An 18,080-nucleotide genomic window follows, 5' to 3' on the forward strand; every position below is an offset into this window, starting at 1 on the left:
TTGGTAGATAGGAACTAATATAGCTTCAGTGAGTCTTGATAAAAGCCAACCTCATTCAGAGAGGATGAATAATTTTGGAAAAATCTTACATTCTGGCATTTGACCAAGGAACCACAAGTTCAAGAGCGATTTTGTTTGATCAAAGCGGCAATCTATACAGCGTAGCTCAGAAGGAGTTTCATCAAATCTACCCCAATGCTGGTTGGGTTGAGCACGATCCTATGGAAATCTGGGGCAGTCAAAGTGGAGTCGCTCGTGAGGTGCTAGAAAAGGCTGCTGTCTCTCCAGAAGAAGTAGCTGCTATTGGTATTACAAATCAGCGAGAAACAACCATTGTTTGGGATTCGGGGACAGGAAAACCGATATATAATGCCATTGTTTGGCAAGATCGCAGAACAGCCTCTATCTGTGACGAACTAAAAGCACGTGGATTAACCGAGATCATCCGTCAAAAAACGGGTCTGGTAGTGGATGCCTATTTTTCAGGGACCAAAATTAAATGGATTCTCGATCACGTTGAAGGTGCAAGAGAAAGAGCTGCTCGTGGTGAACTGCTCTTTGGTACGGTAGACAGTTGGCTTGTTTGGAATCTGACGCGGGGTAAAGTGCATATGACAGACTATACCAATGCTTCCCGTACGATGTTGTTTAATATTCATACTTTAGATTGGGATGAGGAATTGCTCAAAGAACTAGATATTCCCAAAGCTATGTTACCAACAGTGCGTCCGTCAAGTGAAGTTTATGGTTATACAGATGAACGAACTTTTGGTGGAGCCAATATACCTATTGCAGGTATTGCGGGAGATCAACAAGCGGCACTATTTGGTCAGACGTGTTTTGAGCCTGGTATGGTTAAAAATACCTATGGAACTGGCTGTTTCATGTTAATGAATACAGGTGAAAAACCGGTAGATTCAAAATCTGGATTGCTGACGACTATCGCTTGGGGAATCGACGGTAAAGTCACCTACGCGCTGGAAGGAAGCGTATTCATCGCCGGTGCGGCGATTCAATGGCTCAGGGACGGTCTCAAGTTTTTCGATAGTGCAGTAGACTCGGAGTATTTTGCCTCCAAAGTGGAAAGTTCCGACGGAGTTTATGTCGTTCCGGCTTTTGCAGGGTTAGGAGCACCTTATTGGGATATGTATGCGCGAGGAGCCATTTTCGGGTTGACACGCGGTACTACGAAAGAGCATCTCACGCGTGCCACATTGGACTCATTAGCTTATCAGACAAAGGATATCATTGATGCCATGCAGTCGGATTCCGGCATTTTGTTGAAATCATTACGAGTTGATGGAGGTGCAGTAGCCAATAATCTCCTCATGCAATTTCAAGCGGATATTCTTGGTGTACCTGTGGAACGTCCACGCATCACTGAATCGACAGCGCTTGGTGCAGCTTATTTAGCAGGTATAGCTGTAGGATTTTGGACAAAGGAAGAAGTGACTAAAACGGTCGATCTTGATCGAGTATTCAAGCCAGAAATGGCGGAAACAACGCGATCGAACTTATATAAGGGCTGGCAGAAAGCAGTGAAGAGAACCATGCATTGGGAAAGTGATGAAGAATAATGTGATGAATTTTGGTTGAGAGACGAATGAGCCGCAACCAGGTAACCGACTTTTGTCAAGGGTACAGGTTTGCGGCTTTCTTTGTGAAAGCCAAATTGCAGTTGAATTAAAAAGGGCTTTGTGATATGTTTGTAAAGTCACTCTAAAAGGCTCGGTAGCTCAGTCGGTAGAGCAGAGGACTGAAAATCCTCGTGTCGGCGGTTCGATTCCGTCCCGAGCCACCAGTGTCGTGTAAGGCAGAGCGTAAGAGATGAAATGTGCGGAAGTGGCTCAGGGGTAGAGCATCGCCTTGCCAAGGCGAGGGTCGCGGGTTCGAATCCCGTCTTCCGCTCCAAAAGCAGTCGCGGCAAGCAGGATTCTCACCCAAGGGTTCCCCCCTTCGGGGACTAGCGTGGACTGTCGCCCACGCGTCGGAATCCCGTCTTCCGCTCCAAAAGAATAATGCTCGTTATGACTCCCTACAGCTTCTTGGACTCAGGAAGCTGTTTTTTATTTCTCTCCCATAATGATCCATATATGCCTAGTGTCTGTTTTCCATTTTGCAGACAATTGAGTTAGAATTATGACTAGGTCATAAAAAAGAATAGGATTCATAGGATGAAGTAGTGCAAATGATTGGGGGAAGTATGAGTGCACGACCGTAATGTAACGTATGATGTGGTCGTGGTGGGCGGTGGCTCGGCAGGAGTAGCGGCAGCGGTAGGCGCAGCGCGAATGGGTGCATCCACTTTGCTTCTGGAGAAAAATCCTTACTTTGGCGGTGCCGCGACGCATAGTTCCGTGTTAACCTATTGTGGTTTCTTTGCTCAGCAAGATCCTCTATTGCAAGTCGTAGGTGGAGTAGGAAATGAATTGCTTGAACGGCTGCGTAGATATGGCGTATATCGGGAGCCTTATCGCAATCCTCGCACTGGAAACGTTATAGTTCCACTCGATAGTGAATTAACGAAATTGGCATTGGACGATCTCGTTCTTCAACATCGTGTGACGCCCTTACTACATTGTCAGGTGATTGAAGTGGAGCGCAGTGGAGACTGCGTATCAACGGTCATTGGCTACGATCATGCGGGAAAATTGAGGATATCAGCGCAGGCGTTTGTCGACGCAAGTGGTGATGCTGACTTGTCAGCCTTGTCCGGAGCAGAAGTTGTTCAGGGTAGTCCGGAAGGCATGGTACAAGCAAGTACATTGGTGATGCGTATTGGTGGAGTCCATCCATCAGTTTCGCTGGACAAGTCCATATTCGAGCAAGCTATTCAGAAGGCCAAGCAAGAAGGTTATCATCATTTAAGTAAAGAGCGTGGTATGCTTTTGCGTCTGCCTAAGTCTGGGGATGTTTTGGCGATGTTTGCGGATGAGGACGTGGATGCCTTGCAATCTGCTCAATTGACCAAAGCAGAAATTTCTGCAAGAAAACAGGCGTGGGAGTATATGGACGTCTTCTGCAAGTATATCCCAGGATTTGAGAACGCTTATTTAGTGCAAACAGGTCCAGCTATGGGAGTGCGTGAAACCAGACACGTACTTGGCAATTACATACTTTCCGGTGAAGATGTTGTGAACGGTATTCGACATGATGATGCAGTAGCACGGGGTGGCTGGCCCATTGAGATTCATCGACCGGGAAAACCAGCGGAATATCTTTCCATTAAGAATCAAGCATACTACGACATACCTTTGCGTTCACTCACCGTACGTGGTTTCAAAAATCTTTGGTGTGCCGGCCGAATTATTTCTTGTGATGCATTAGCTTTTGCATCTGTTCGAGTCATGGGTACTGCATTTGCCACTGGCCATGCTGCCGGAGTAGCAGCTGCCTATTACGCGGCTACAAAGAAGTATGATGTCACTGCTATTCGTCAGGAACTGATTCAGCAGGGAGCTTTGATATAATCCCGTTGAGGCTAGCAAGCTAGAAAGACTATCTGCAGAACTTCAGAAAATGGGGGAATTCGCTGTGCGCAAAGCTAAAGTATACGTGCCTGATACGGTAGCTGTAGAAGCGATTGACATGCTGCGGCAAGATTTTGAAGTTGTCTATACCCCCAAAGAAAATGCTGTTACGCCTTTGTCTGAATTGCTGGAACGATTGCAAGATGTGGATGGCCTGCTTGTATATCCACGCGTTCCGATTGACAAGAATTTATTGGATCAAGCACCAAATTTAAGAGTAGTAAGCAACATAGCTGTAGGGTATGACAATTTCGACTTATCGGAAATGGCGAAACAGAAAGTGGTTGGCACCCATACTCCTGATGTTCTGACTGAAACTACAGCAGATTTAGCCTTTGGCTTACTTCTCGCCGCAGCAAGACGCATACCTGAGGCGGATGCTTTCGTCAAATCTGGGCAATGGCATGCTAACGTTCCGAATTTGCTGGCGGGTACAGATGTGTATGGGAGGATAATAGGAATTGTAGGCATGGGACGAATCGGCACCGCTGTAGCACGCCGAGCGTTGGGTTTTGGTATGCGCGTTCTGTATTACAATCGGAGACGCCGGTCAGATATTGAGAACACCATGCATGTGCACTATGTTCATTTAGCCCATCTTTTGCAGACGAGTGATTTTGTAGTTGTATTGACCCCACTGACTGAAGAAACGGTTCATTTGATTGGTCGATCACAGTTAGAGCAAATGAAACCAAACGCATATTTGATTAATGTAGCCCGAGGGAAAGTAGTAGATGAACAGGCTTTGATTTTCGCTTTACAAAATGGTTGGATTCGCGGAGCAGGTCTTGATGTTTATGAGAACGAACCCTTGCCATCAAATCATCCATTTTTACATATGAACCAAGTTGTCACTTTACCTCACATCGGGAGTTCGACAGTGGAAACACGCAAAGCAATGGCACTATTGGCAGCAGAAAATTTACGCTGCGCCTTGCTTGGCGAAAAGCCACCGCACATGGTTAATCCTGAAGTATGGGATGGTAAATAGTCACTGTCCAACAGCGATCAATCCAACTTCTTGATGGCTCTTTCTTCTTGTCCAATCAAGGCAAGTCTATTTAAATAGAAAAAAATTTTCATGAGGTGGCTAATTTATGGTAAAAAGGATTGACCAACCAAGCGATATTTCGGTATACTTCCGCCAGACGTCGACATAAAACGCCGAACCCTCTTGGCGTCGGGGGACGGGGGACATTCTTTTTTGGGGCGAATCCTAAAGAGCTGAATATTCTATTTTTTCTATGCTTTTTTGGTAGGGCGCTCACAAGCTGCGGCCCGAGCCCGTCAACTAACCTCGTAGGTGCACAGGGAGCTTAAGTGTGAAAAAAACAGTTAAATTTGCGCTGTCTTTTGCTGCGTTTGCAGCCATGAACACATCTGTCGTTTTTGCCGCCACCACATCTTTCACAGTTCAACCCGGAGATTCCCTCTACCTTATTGCTCAACGCTATCACACATCTGTTGCCAGCTTGAAAACTTTAAATCATCTCAGTGGAGACCTGATCTTTCCTGGTCAGCATTTGGAAGTAGAGACCAGTGATGTTGCTGGCGACTTGCAACCTGCAACAGTTTCTACACAAGTGGTAACCGTTCAACCCGGACAGAGTCTTTGGTCCATCAGTCAAGCGCATGGTGTTAGCCTCAGTCAGCTTGAGCAATGGAATCACCTCACCAACAATTCCATCTTGCATGTAGGAGAAAAAATTCAATTAAACGGCCCATCTTCATCTTATGCTACGGATAATCTCAGTGCTCGTAGTGGTGGACCCATGTCGACCAACTTGTCAGAGGCCGTATTAGGAGAAGAGATTGCCCAGTACGCCAGGCAGTATGTCGGCTACCCTTATGTGTATGGTGGAATGAGTCCCAGTGGCTTTGATTGCTCTGGTTTTGTCAAGTTTGTCTATGCGCATTTTGGTATCTATGTTGATAGAACCAGCTATGGACAATTTGCAGAGGGTGTACATATTTCTGAATCTGACTTGCAACCGGGCGATTTGGTGTTTTTTGACACGGACGGACATGGACCTTCCCATGTGGGCATTTATTTAGGTGACGGTGAATTCATCAGCGCACAAACTCCAACTTCAGGTGTTCAAATCGCTTCGCTTTACAATGAGTATTATTGGGCTCCCCATTATATTGGTGCTACAAGAATATACTAATCTAATGGTCTTGAAATGTGATTGAAATTGGCTGTATTTGATTTGAAAAAAGGGTTCGGAGTGCATCGTTTGTGAATGCACTCCTTATTTATGCATGGACAACTCCTTTTATGCTAGGCATAAACCGTTTCAGGCTTTTGGCAACAAGTCATACCATACTGTGAAATGTGCCGAGAAGGAGGTTGTCAATCATGGGTGTATTTGGTGGATACACACAGTGGGCAGTCGTATTTCTCATTATCTTTGTTTTGTTCTTCTTGCTTGTCCCAACTGTCAAAGCAGCAGGTTGTGGCTGTGGCTGCGGTGGAGCCTGCGGTGCACTGTATTAAGTGTAAAACTAGCGCCGGCGGGAGAAGACAGGGTTGTCTCTCCCGATTTTTGTTTGGAAACGTTGGTTGTGACAGGAAAATGTCAAAACAAAGCGAATCGATAACATGCGTCAGTAAAATGTTGATTACATAGCGGACTTAATGGAGAAAGAGCAAAAAAATATCGCATTCATCTTTTGATATTGATTTTATGTAGGGAGGTTTGCCAACTTGGTTTCTTATCAAGTTCCTCAATGTCGTGAATGTAAATCTCCGCTAACAGTCGTTGAGCACCATATTCATGAATATATGCGTCAAATACGCCCGAGTGGCAAAGCGGACAAGCCATTTAAAGGGTCTTTTCGTCATTATACGAATGAAATTTTAAAGTGTGAAAAATGTGGACAACGTTATTTGGCTAGAAGAGATGAACTAGGGCGCTTTTTAAGAGGGAAAAAAATAACTCGACCCATTGGAGCGCTAAAGCTTTGAATACTTGCTAAAGTTAGCAGTGCATGGTATGACCTGCGGTTTGGCAATCTAAATGAAAATCGTGCTGATTTTGCAGTGAGGAAAAAAGTGACATGGATTGATATAATCGGTCAGTGCGTAAATTGAGTGCAGAGAGGATGAAGTCACTGTGCAAGTTGGCCTAATTGGTCTCGGCAAAATGGGACATAATCTCGGATTAAATTTGATGGATCACGGTCATGAAGTCATAGCCTACGATATTAGCCAGGATGCAAGACGTACTTTTGAACAATCTGGTGGTCAAACGAAAGAAACCATTGCCGATTTGGTACTTTCTCTCAACCAACCACGCGTTATATGGGTTATGGTGCCGGCGGGAAAAATTGTCGATGAAGTGCTTGAGCAAGTGGTTGTTCATTTAGATGCTGAGGATATCGTTATCGATGGAGGTAATTCACATTACCAAGACACCTTGCGTCGAGCGAAAAATTTATTCTCTAAAGACATATACTTTTTTGATGTGGGAACTTCGGGGGGCACTTCGGGTGCGCGCCATGGAGCCTGTTATATGATAGGCGGCGATAAAGAGAAATTTGCACAGATTGAACCTCTTTTTCGCGATACGGCAGTGGACGAAGGCTATTTGTACACGGGCAAAGTCGGAAGTGGACACTACAGTAAAATGGTGCACAACGGAATTGAATATGGCATGATGGCAGCTATTGGAGAAGGATTTGAGGTGCTGCACCGCAGTGGTTTTGAGTATGATTACAGAGCTTTGGCGCACGTCTGGTCGCATGGCTCTGTTATTCGCGGTTGGTTGATGGAGCTGACAGAGAAGGCGTTTGAAGAAGATCCGCAACTCGATTCTATTCGCGGTGTTATGCATTCTTCAGGAGAAGGAAAATGGACGGTTGACGAAGCCTTGAATTTGGAAGTTCCTACACCTGTGATAGCCATGGCCTTGATGATGCGTTATCGATCACGTGAAAATGATACGTTTACCGGCAAAGTGGTTGCAGCTTTACGCAATCAGTTTGGTGGACATGCTGTGGAAAAAGCATAACCATCCATATCTTTCTAGCGCGATCGAGATAAATAAATGAAAAGATGGATTTCTATATCAACTGCCACGGGTGCATTCCTTGGCAGTTGTATATTTTGTAGAATATGATGTCCAGCGAACAGGTTGAATTTCTTAGGTAACATACTTATAGTTAGATAGAGTTCATGGAAAGGCATAAGGAGGAGACGGGATGGGACCAATCCAACGGGTGCTCGCTGATGAAAAGTTGCAGTCGTTCGTCGGCCAAGAAGTCTATTTGCATCTGGAAACTACCAACGGAGCTTACGCCGGGAACAATCCCAGTGGCGGCATGGCCGTGTGTGCTTATATTCGCAATGTAAAAGTGAAATTTTCGCGTGCCTCCATTACCGGTCTTGGCCCCTATCGTGCGGGTATGAAAATGGACGGTGGCTGGATATATGCAGAAGGACTGACGGATTGGGAAGAAACGTCTGACGGGAAATTGCTCTTTGCAGGTTACGACAATGAGGGCAGGTTGGCTGTTTCTCTGGAGATCAGCAAAACACCCTTTCGTGTCTGAGATAGGCCAAAAGTGAAACTGTTCTGAGACCGTCCAGAAAAGAGAGGAGTTGGTAAAATGGAACGCGTAATGGTTGTGTTGCCTCATCCTGATGATGAAACGTTTGGATGTGGTGGTACAATTGCAAAGTTTGCCAAAGAAGGTGCGCAAATACTTTACATGTGTGGCACTTTGGGTGAAATGGGACGCAATATGGGGAAACCATTTTTTGCAACTCGCGAAACACTGCCCGATGTGCGTGCTAGAGAGTTAGAAGAAGCTTGTGCAGTGTTAGGAATTCAAGAAATCCAAAAAATGGGTCTTCGCGATAAAACGGTTGAATTTGAAGATGCTCATGAATTGGCTAACCGTATCCGTCAAGAGATGATTCGTTTCAAACCGCAGTTGCTGATTACGCATTTTCCCAAATACGGTGTTCATCCCGATCACGATGCGCTTGGATATGCGGCGATTCTTGCTGTCAAAATGCTTCCTAAAGATGAACGTCCCCTCATCTATGCTCATGCCATTACGCACAATCGTATGCAAACTTTAGGAAAACCGGATGTTGAGATTGAGATAGCCGATGTGTTGGAAACCAAAGTGGCGGCCATTCGTGCGCATCGTTCACAATCAGAAGCCATGATGAAGCGCTGGAGTGAAAATACGGAACCAGATGAAGCCTGGAAAAAGCGTATGGATCAAATGATGAAAAAAGAAGTCTTTTGGTTGTATGATGCAGATCGTTTGCCTGAAACACTCTGGTGATATCAGCATAATTTGAATATCATTCAAAGATGTCAGAAATGGGAGTCTATTTTACAATAGATCCCATTTTTGTTTTGTTTATTTTATATTTTAAATCAAAAACTGCAGGAAAGTTATAAAAAATCGTCGAAATTTCTTGAAGAGTGTATACAGGGGAAAAGTTGGGTAGTGGGGGTCAATGCGCCATGTCGGACGCAAATCTATTTTACAAAAAACAAATGTTAATGGTTCCTAATTACAGTCATCAGTCTGAAGAGAATCTCTTTGAACAATTTTTTGTCCATCATCCGGATGGTCTGTGTTGTCTCAATGAAGAAGGCTGTATTTTGGACATCAATCCCGCTGGATTGGCGCTCTTTGGCTATCAAAAAGATTGGGTAGTAGGTCATGATTTGAGTGAATTTTTGCAATGGACGGGAAGCCGCGAAGATATCAAAAAAGAGATACTCACGGTTATGCAGGGCAAGAAGAAATCATTTCAGCTATCCATTCGCCATGCGGATGGGCATATCATCGATATGGCTGTGTCGGTGATTCCACATTGGAGATTGGGACAAGTCATCGGAGTGCTTGGTATTTTTCGTGATGTCAGTCAAGAAAATCAAATTTCGCGTGAATTGAGGAGTATTCGTTCTCGGTTGTCGGCCATGCTGGAAAGTCTGGAAATGGTAATGTGGTCAGTCAATTTAATCAAAGATGAGATTCTTTTCTGTTCATCTGGAGTAGAGCGGCTTGTTGGTTACACATCTGAGGAACTGGTTTTGTCTAAAGATTTGTGGCGTAGTATTTTTCATCCTGAAGATGATTGGTTACGTGAACAACTTGTGGACAGTGTACGTCAGGGAAACAAGAGCAAAATTATTCATCGTGTCTTTCACAAGAATGGTTCAGTTCGATTTATGGCTACCCATGGTGTGCCAGTTTTTGACGAAGAAGGTAACCTGATTCGAATGGATGGGCTTTCCTATGATATGACAGAATACATATTAAAGGAACAGGAACTAGGAAATGAGCGAAAGAAATTTTACACCGTTCTGGAGTTAATTCCTGACCCCATAGTCATCCATCATGAGGGTCAATTGGATTATTTAAATCCAGCAGCTTGTCAGTTGTTTGGAGTAGTCAATGAAAAAGCTCGGACGCAATCTGTTTTTTCTTACTGTAGTCCCGACGCAAGAGACTTTCTTGCAAGTGAGATGCAACAATTGGTGAGTAGTGGAAATACGCATTCCTTTGTGAAACATGAACTGGTTTTACTTCGTTCTGACGGTACAGAATTTATTGGAGAGACTACTTGCAAACTGTTTTATGAAAACAACCATCCTGCTATTGTCACCTTGATTCGTGATGTGACAGAGCGTCGACAGCAGTATGATTATCTGGCTCGGGTCGCTTATGTCTGCCCCTTGACTCAGCTTCCCAATCGCAATCGATTTTTATCGATTGTGGAAGAAACCATGCGTTCAACTGTGAAGAATATGGAATTTGCTGTACTTATGCTCAATATTGACCGTTTTAAGTATGTGAATGACTCCTTCGGGTACAGTTTTGGAGATTCGGTGATTCGTGAAGTAGCCGATCGACTTTCTCGTATAGTGGCTTCGAATGGTGTGGTTGCGCGCATGGGCGGTGATGAATTTGGTATATTGTTTGAAAGCGAATCCCAAGCCTTTTCCGCAGCAAACCGTATTTTAAAACAATTTGAAACTCCATTGACTGTTCAGGGAAAAGCGGTATATCTAACTCTTTCCATGGGACTGGCAGCGTATCCGCGGGATGGTGAGGAGAGCGAAGGACTGCTCAAACATGCGGATGTTGCTCTTTACGCTGCTAAAGAGGCGGGGGGCAATTGTCTGCGTCGCTATCAGTCGCTGACGCACAGCAGTTGGTTGGATAACATTCAACTGGATGCAGAGATGCGTAAAGCGCTTGAACAACAAGAATTTGTTCTCTACTATCAGCCTAAAATTGACATGCGTACAAGGCGCATTGTGGCTATGGAAGCGCTTTTGCGATGGGTTCGAGGGGATGGGAAAAGTATTCCGCCCAGTCGATTTATCACTTTGGCAGAACAAACAGGTTTTATTGTGAATTTAGGGGAATTCGCCATGCGGGAGGCATGCCGACAAATGATGGAGTGGCGTGCGAGAGGTTTGCAGGATGTAAAGGTATCTGTCAACGTATCCATCAAACAATTTTTGCATGCCAATATGCTTGAACAAGTGCAACAAACGCTGTCAGCGGTAGACATGCCACCCAGTCTTCTTGACATAGAAATTACAGAGAGTGTGTTAATGCAAAATCAGCGCGATCTCGTTTCTATACTCAAGCATCTTCTTAAACTTGGTGTGGATATTTCGATTGACGATTTTGGTACGGGTTACTCGTCGTTTGGCTACTTACGAGAATTTATGCCATCTAGTATTAAAATTGATCAATCTTTTATCCATCGCATGAAAGATGATTGGCGTGAGCAGGCCATTGTCAGCACATTGGTGCAGATGGCACACAATTTGCACCTGAATGTGGTGGCAGAAGGTGTGGAAACGGAAGAACAGCTTGAAATTTTACAAACGCTCGGATGTGATGTGTTGCAAGGATTTTACTTTTCACCGCCTGTCTCTTCTGAGCGAATGAACAGAATGCTTTTAGAAGAGGGCTACATCGATTGAAAGTCTTCTTAAACATAAAGGAGAGATTTACATGCCAAGTCAAGAACAATTGAAAAAATATGCGGACGTGCTGTTGAGAGTAGGTTTAAACATTCAATCGGGGCAGCCATTGGTGATTAACGCGCCGATTGAAACGGCTCCCTTTGTTCGAATTTTGACGGAGCGTGCTTATGTTGCTGGAGCTTCAAGAGTCTCTATACACTGGCATGATGCGTTGACAGAACGGGTTCAGCTACAAATGGAGAGTGAAGAAAATTTACAGCATGTTCCTCGTTGGTTCATTGCTCGTGCGGATGAAGTAATGGAAGAAAACTCTGCTTCGTTACATATTGCAGCAGATAACCCAGATGTTTTTAAAGATGTGCCTCCCCAACGCCTGTCTCTTCGTCAGCGGGCAATCGGAGAAAAACTTCGTCATATCAATCAGAAATTTATGGAAGATGAAATCACTTGGCTTGTTGCATCTATGCCGACGGCTGATTGGGCTAAAAAAATGTATTCCGAATTGCCAACGGATGAAGCCATTGAAAAACTCTGGGACACCATCTTTACAGTGATGCGCATGAATGCGGAAGATCCAATTCTAGCCTGGCAAACTCATCTGAATGGGCTCAAACAACGTGCGGCGTTTTTAAATGAAAAACATTTTGCCAAACTTCACTATACGGCTCCTGGAACGGATTTGTGGATTACATTGCCGGAAACTCACCGTTGGCAGGCGGCTGACAGTGTCAATGCTCAAGGCACAACTTTTACTGCTAATCTTCCTACGGAAGAGGTTTATACGCTGCCTTATAAATATGGTGTGGAAGGTACAGTGGTAAGTACAATGCCTCTCTCCCATAATGGAGTCATTATAGAAAATATTCAATTGCGTTTTGAAGGTGGCCGAATTGTGGAATATCACGCAAGTCGTGGTGAAGAGACATTAAAAGAAATCATAGAGTTGGATGACGGATCACACTATTTGGGGGAAGTTGCGCTTGTGCCTATATCCTCGCCTATTTACCAATTACAACAATTGTTCTACAACACGTTGTTTGATGAGAATGCATCTTGTCATTTGGCTATTGGCAAGGCGTATCCAACTTGCCTTACGAATGGTAAAGGTAAATCAGAACAAGAACTCATTGACATGGGTGTCAATGATAGTTTAAACCACGTCGATTTTATGATTGGTTCCAACCAATTGAATATTGATGGGGTGACTCAAGACAATCAGATTGTTCCGTTGTTTCAGAACGGTGAATGGGTTATTTAAGGTTTTTGAAAAAATTTCTTAGCGTGAATACAGGGGGTGTTCTCATTGGCTCGCGTCATACTGCGCGACGGAAGAGTGGCTGAGTTGCGGCGGGCCCGCAATACGAAAGAAGAAGTTGCACGCATTCGAGAGCTATTCGCGAAGACATCTCCTGAAAGTCTTTATTTTCGTTTTTTCCACATGATTAAGGAAGTGGACGACAAAACCATCATCAGCATGATGGGGGATGGGAAACAGGCTCTGGCGCTGATTTGTCTCCATGAAGATGAGGTTGTTGCGTTAGGCAATTACAAAGCTACTCATGATGAAATGGCGGAAGTAGCTTTTCTTGTCAAAGATGGTTTTCAAGGGCGAGGCATAGGCAGTTTATTGCTGGCTCACTTGGCAGAGGCCGCCTGGCTTTCTGGTTTTCGCAATCTGGAAGCTCATATCCTGCGGGACAATTATAGAATGTTGCAAGTTTTTCGCGCCAGTGGCTTTGAAATGGTATCTGAATCAGATGGGAACAGCGTCCATTTGATTTGGAGACTTGGGCGTCACGAACAAAGCCGTAATTTGCAAGCAGTACGTGAGAAACTGGCCACAGCAGCTTCTCTTCATCCTTTTTTTCAACCGAAAACCGTAGCGTTAATAGGTGCGTCGCGCAATCCTAAATCCATGAGTCATCAAATACTTCGCAATCTACTGACTGCCGAATTTACAGGTGTGCTCTATCCTGTTCACCCAACAGCCAAAGCGATTGCAGGTGTACGTGCTTATCCAAGTGTCAAAGATATTCCCGACTCTGTTGATCTCGCTGTCATTGCTGTGCCAGCCGCAGGTGTAGAGGATGTTGTGGATGATTGCTTGTCAGCAGGTGTGAAAGCCGTCATGATTCTATCCTCGGGATTTTCTGATGTGAATGCCGCTGGAGCAGAGTTGGAACAAGCCCTTTTGGATAAGTTGCGTTCAGCAGGCTGTCGTTTGATGGGACCCAATATGCTAGGAGTTTTGAATACGTCTGAACAAGTGCGCTTAAATGCTTCATTTGCACCAGAGATGCCCAAATCGGGACGGGTGGCTATAGCCAGTCATTCCGGAGCGTTGGGCATAGCCATTTTAGATTATGCCAGTAAAGTTGGAGTTGGCGTCTCTTCGTTTGCATCCCTTGGCAATCGAGCGGATGTATCGGGTAATGATTTACTGCAGTATTGGGAGACGGACAGTGAAACGGATATCATTTTGCTCTATTTAGAGACGTTTGGCAATCCTAAGAAGTTTTCGCGCATTACACGTCGTTTGACACGCAATAAGCCTGTCTTGGCTGTAAAAAGCGGGCGCAGTCCAGCCAGCCTCTTTGCTTCCCATCGTATTGGTCCAGCATTGGTACACGATGATGAAACAATCTCAGCATTATTTCGTCAAGCGGGGATTATTCGCGCAGATTCGCTGCAGGAAATGTTTGATATTACTGCACTTCTTTCCACACCAGTTTGGGCATTCGGAGATAGAGTCGCTATTGTGACCAATACTTCCGGAGGTGCAGTGTTGACTGCGGATATGCTGACTCGCGAGCGCCTGCGATTGATGCACCCGGTCATTAATCTGGGCTTTGAGGCGTTGGCAGACAGTTATCGCGAAGTCCTGCCTGTAGTTCTTGAAGACAACTCAGTAGATGCAGTGCTTGTTCTCTATACACCCGTGGGACCATCGGAAGAGGATGAGGTAGCAGAAGCGATTGCTGATGCACTGCGTGAAGTGCGCGCTAAAAAACTAGGTCAAGGTGAGAAATTTACCAAACCTGTAGTTGCCAATTTTCTTTTTCGAGGGGACTATCTGGTACGTTACATTCCTGTTGATACCGCCTATCGCGTTCCCATTTATCCTTTCCCAGAAAGCGCTGTGCGAGCGTTGGCGCGGGTAGTAGAATATCAAAATTATCGCCGATCTCCTGTTGGACGAATTGTTGATTTAGCCGATTTTGACGGTGAGACGGTACGCAACCATGTTCGTCAACAACTGGGTTCGAATGTACATCGCACTTTGCAAGAAAGAGAACTTCGAGAACTGGTTGAAATGGCTGGCTTTACTTTAGAGCAGCTTCCAGAAGAATGCAGAGTTCGTTGCAGCATTCGTGTTGAATCCGATCCTCTTTTTGGGAATCTTTTACGCACGTACCCGGAAGGGATTGGCGCATTTCAAGGGGTTTACGCTGTTCGCCTTTTGCCTTTAACAGATCTCGATGCAGATGCACTAGCCCGTTTGGTTGCTGGGTGGTTTGCTGATGCTCACACTCGACAGCGCGGTAAATCAGCATTGGCTTACTATGACGGTTGGGTTAGTGATTTAACCGATTTTTTTTCCCGGTTATCTCAACTTGTAGAAGATGTACCCGAAGTCAGTGGATTACAGGTCACCATCGGAAATTATGAGGGGCAAATAGGTTGGGTTGGAAAAGTTCATGCTGAGCTAGGCCGTCCAAGTGAATCGGAAGGTCCGGTACTTGAATAACCGTGCTCATTGAAAATGAAAGGCGGAAACAGTCCATGGATTGGCAGACGGCAGAGAGGATGGCCAATGGAATAGCGCGCGCTAGACGCCTTGTGGTTTTAACAGGCGCTGGTATGAGTACGGAATCGGGTATTCCTGATTTTCGCTCTGCCTCTGGATTGTGGTCGGCAAACCATCGTATGGAGAAAATGTCAGTTTCTTATTGGAAGCAGAATCCAGATGATTTTTGGGCTGTCTTTCGAGAAACTTTTCTCTCTCCTTACTTTCTGCAGGCTAAACCACATATGGGACATTATGCGTTAGCTTCACTTGAGGAAGGAGGCAGGCACGGTCTTGTTCTGTTGACGCAGAATGTGGATGGACTTCATCAACTAGCAGGCAATCGTCATGTGATAGAGCTGCATGGCCATTTGCGCACTGCTCATTGCCCGCTTTGTCATACTGCTTACCATATGGCTGATTTGCCAAGAGATGAGACTCCTTATTGCACTTCGCTAACCTTGAAGGGTGAATGCGGCTATCCATTGCGGCCCGATGTTGTACTTTTTGGCGATCCGGTTCCTGACTATACGAAAGCCGCACTTTTGATAGAGCAGGCTGATTTATTGCTCGTCCTAGGCTCTTCTTTACTTGTTGAACCGGTTGCCAGTCTGCCTTTCTCCAGACAGGCGTCGTGTCCACTTTATATTCTTAATGAGGAGTCTACACCTCTGGATGCTGAGGCAGAAATCGTTCTGCATGCCAAAATTGGCGAAGTATTACCCGGATTGTTGGCTATGGTATAAGGGCAAGTTATGTAGATAAATAAAAAACCTCCAATTTCATGGTGATGAGCGAAATTGGAGGTTACTTCTTTCTTGATATTTGTTAAGGTAATGCTTGCCTATGATTTGACATTGAATGTAAAAGCAACCTTAGTGCAATAGACACAAGAATCTTATACCCACCAGTGTGCATGGTTAGCAAAATTCAAGGTCACGCCGTAGGTCAGATAAAGTAACCAAATGCCAGTGAGAAATTGAAACAAACCAACTGATTTATTCCAAAATCCGCTGTTCATAAAACGTGCAAACACTTCACTGATATAGATTAATGTCAGACCCACAAACAATATAGCAGCGGGAATATCACCATTACCGCCGAAGGAAATTATACCAAGTACGCTTAAGAACATTAAAGGAATAGCCATCCACGCTTCAGGGCCAGAGTCTGTTCCTTTATAACGGCGTAAACCGAGAACAAGCCAATGGATACCATAAATAGTAAATGCGAGGGCTGCCATATACAGCGGAGCAGCATTGGCGTATACGGGAAACCAAGACATGCCCACCATAAGGTAAATGCCTGTTAATAATTGGGCAAAACCACCAAGAAAGATACCCCATAAACCTAACGTTTTCTCATGCTTTTCCTTATCTTTGCTCCAGTTTGGGCCATTGAAGAGAGTAGAGCCACCTTGAACAAAGTAGTTAATGGAAAGTCCAAGGAAACCAATGGCGATGGGCCAGAAGGGTGAGGATGGAAATGACATGATAATACCTCCTTTGATTGTGATATTTGATAAATAAATAGGGATAATGAAAGAAAACACTTTCATCTGATAACATATCATATGGAAATAGAAAAAGAAAAGGCAATTAATAAAAGAAATTTAAATAGGGAAGTACACTAACTAATGTTTATCGTGATCGAATGTCAAAAATAAAGAAATTCTAGCGATAGTGTAAGTCTTGCGTTACAATTTGTAAGTAGTCAATGGATGTGAAAGGATGGTTACTATGACAACTCACCACGAAGTGATGATTTTGGGGACTGGACCAGCCGGGTATACAGCGGCTATTTATACCGCACGGGCAAATTTACATCCGTTTGTTTTGGAAGGTCATGAGCCCGGTGGTCAATTGACGTTGACGACGGAAGTTGAAAATTTCCCAGGATTTGCTGATGGTATTGACGGCCCGGTGTTAATGGAAAATATGCGCAAACAGGCAGAACGCATGGGGGCGACTTTTCAGTTTGGTAAAGCAGTAGAAGTGGATTTATCAAAGCGTCCATTTACTGTCAAAGTAGATGATGGCAGTTCACACACAGCGGATGCTCTTATCCTCGCTACGGGTGCTTCTGCTAAAATGCTGAATATTCCTGGCGAGCAAGATATGATTGGTCGAGGTGTTTCCACGTGCGCTACCTGTGATGGCCGCTTTTTTGCCAATAAAGAAATTATTGTGGTAGGTGGCGGCGATTCGGCAATGGAAGAGGCTACTTATCTGACAAGGCATGCCTCAAAAGTCACGATTGTCCATCGGCGCAATGAATTGCGAGCTTCAAAAATTATGCAGGAGAGAGCAAGAAACAATCCAAAAATCGCCTGGGTGTTAAATGTTACTCCTATTGAAGTTGTGAGCGAGAACGGTAAAATGAAGGGTCTCAAAGTTCAGGATAACGAATCTGGCCAAGAGCGTCTTATTGAAGCGGATGGAGTATTTGTAGCTATAGGGCATCAACCGAATACGGATTTTCTGCAAAATCAGTTAGAAGTCAATGACATTGGCTATATCGTGACGCGGGGAAATACCAGTCTCACCAGTGTGGAAGGTGTTTTTGCCTGTGGAGACGTTATGGATCCTCACTACAGGCAAGCGATTACTGCAGCCGGAAGTGGTTGTAAAGCGGCTATGGATGCGGAAAAATTTCTTGAAGGTAGCGCTTTTCATGATTGGTCCATTGATTTACAGGAAGCTCCAAAGATGTAATATAGCATAAAAAAAATCCTCTGCATAGGAATGTGCGCGCCAACACATACTTTGTTTGGTTCGCATATTCCCG

The 18,080-nt window shown here is 44.7% G+C and carries 15 protein-coding genes, 2 tRNA genes and 1 riboswitch; of the genes, 16 read left to right on the forward strand and 1 reads right to left on the reverse strand.

Going from position 1 to position 18,080, the window contains the following annotated elements; genetic code table 11:
* Positions 1–74 precede the first annotated feature (74 nt).
* From glpK to ACOJUR_RS05230, 15 genes are all read left to right on the forward strand, one after another.
* Positions 75–1,577: a glycerol kinase GlpK gene (glpK, locus tag ACOJUR_RS05160; RefSeq protein WP_420949440.1), complete on the forward strand. Its 1,503-nt coding sequence runs from the start codon at positions 75–77 to the stop codon at positions 1,575–1,577.
* Between the two features lie 148 nt (positions 1,578–1,725).
* Positions 1,726–1,801, forward strand: a tRNA-Phe gene (locus ACOJUR_RS05165).
* Between the two features lie 35 nt (positions 1,802–1,836).
* Positions 1,837–1,911 (forward strand) — tRNA-Gly (locus ACOJUR_RS05170).
* Positions 1,912–2,207: 296 nt separating this feature from the next.
* A complete protein-coding gene (locus tag ACOJUR_RS05175; protein ID WP_420949441.1) occupies positions 2,208–3,470 on the forward strand; it encodes an FAD-dependent oxidoreductase in 1,263 nt (420 codons plus the stop codon).
* A 64-nt stretch (positions 3,471–3,534) separates the two neighbouring features.
* Entirely contained in the window at positions 3,535–4,521 is a 987-nt protein-coding gene (locus ACOJUR_RS05180) for a 2-hydroxyacid dehydrogenase (RefSeq protein ID WP_420949442.1), read from the forward strand.
* Between the two features lie 161 nt (positions 4,522–4,682).
* A riboswitch (cyclic di-AMP (ydaO/yuaA leader) is annotated at positions 4,683–4,850 on the forward strand.
* 2 nt (positions 4,851–4,852) lie between these two features.
* Entirely contained in the window at positions 4,853–5,698 is an 846-nt protein-coding gene (locus ACOJUR_RS05185; RefSeq protein WP_420949443.1) for a C40 family peptidase, read from the forward strand.
* A 191-nt stretch (positions 5,699–5,889) separates the two neighbouring features.
* Entirely contained in the window at positions 5,890–6,027 is a 138-nt protein-coding gene (locus ACOJUR_RS05190) for a hypothetical protein (protein ID WP_165612011.1), read from the forward strand.
* Positions 6,028–6,237: 210 nt separating this feature from the next.
* The gene (locus ACOJUR_RS05195) at positions 6,238–6,498 is read left to right on the forward strand and encodes a hypothetical protein (protein ID WP_072874838.1); all 261 of its coding nucleotides are present in this window, start codon (positions 6,238–6,240) and stop codon (positions 6,496–6,498) included.
* Between the two features lie 148 nt (positions 6,499–6,646).
* Positions 6,647–7,543, forward strand: coding sequence for a phosphogluconate dehydrogenase (NAD(+)-dependent, decarboxylating) (gene gnd, locus ACOJUR_RS05200; RefSeq protein ID WP_072874837.1), 897 nt, complete (start codon positions 6,647–6,649; stop codon positions 7,541–7,543).
* A gap of 190 nt (positions 7,544–7,733) precedes the next feature.
* On the forward strand, positions 7,734–8,084 hold the full coding sequence (locus ACOJUR_RS05205; RefSeq protein ID WP_420949444.1) for a YojF family protein: 351 nt from the start codon (positions 7,734–7,736) through the stop codon (positions 8,082–8,084).
* 57 nt (positions 8,085–8,141) lie between these two features.
* Positions 8,142–8,831: a bacillithiol biosynthesis deacetylase BshB2 gene (gene bshB2, locus ACOJUR_RS05210; protein ID WP_420949445.1), complete on the forward strand. Its 690-nt coding sequence runs from the start codon at positions 8,142–8,144 to the stop codon at positions 8,829–8,831.
* Positions 8,832–9,016: 185 nt separating this feature from the next.
* Positions 9,017–11,503: an EAL domain-containing protein gene (locus ACOJUR_RS05215; protein WP_420949446.1), complete on the forward strand. Its 2,487-nt coding sequence runs from the start codon at positions 9,017–9,019 to the stop codon at positions 11,501–11,503.
* A 31-nt stretch (positions 11,504–11,534) separates the two neighbouring features.
* Entirely contained in the window at positions 11,535–12,764 is a 1,230-nt protein-coding gene (locus ACOJUR_RS05220) for an aminopeptidase (protein ID WP_420949447.1), read from the forward strand.
* A gap of 45 nt (positions 12,765–12,809) precedes the next feature.
* Positions 12,810–15,254, forward strand: coding sequence for a GNAT family N-acetyltransferase (locus ACOJUR_RS05225; RefSeq protein ID WP_420949448.1), 2,445 nt, complete (start codon positions 12,810–12,812; stop codon positions 15,252–15,254).
* Between the two features lie 35 nt (positions 15,255–15,289).
* Positions 15,290–16,039, forward strand: coding sequence for an NAD-dependent protein deacylase (locus ACOJUR_RS05230; protein ID WP_420949449.1), 750 nt, complete (start codon positions 15,290–15,292; stop codon positions 16,037–16,039).
* Between the two features lie 152 nt (positions 16,040–16,191).
* Here the strand turns inward: ACOJUR_RS05230 and ACOJUR_RS05235 are convergent, their stop codons facing one another.
* Positions 16,192–16,851, reverse strand: coding sequence for a hypothetical protein (locus ACOJUR_RS05235; RefSeq protein ID WP_420949450.1), 660 nt, complete (start codon positions 16,849–16,851; stop codon positions 16,192–16,194).
* Positions 16,852–17,032: 181 nt separating this feature from the next.
* Here ACOJUR_RS05235 and trxB point away from each other — a divergent pair, with 181 nt between their 5' ends.
* Positions 17,033–18,007 carry a thioredoxin-disulfide reductase gene (trxB, locus tag ACOJUR_RS05240; RefSeq protein ID WP_072874829.1) on the forward strand — a complete coding sequence of 325 codons (975 nt, stop codon included), beginning with the start codon at positions 17,033–17,035 and terminating at the stop codon, positions 18,005–18,007.
* The last annotated feature ends 73 nt before the right edge of the window (positions 18,008–18,080 follow it).

The organism is Alicyclobacillus tolerans (genome assembly GCF_048984885.1).
In the GTDB taxonomy this organism is placed as follows: domain Bacteria; phylum Bacillota; class Bacilli; order Alicyclobacillales; family Alicyclobacillaceae; genus Alicyclobacillus_I; species Alicyclobacillus_I tolerans.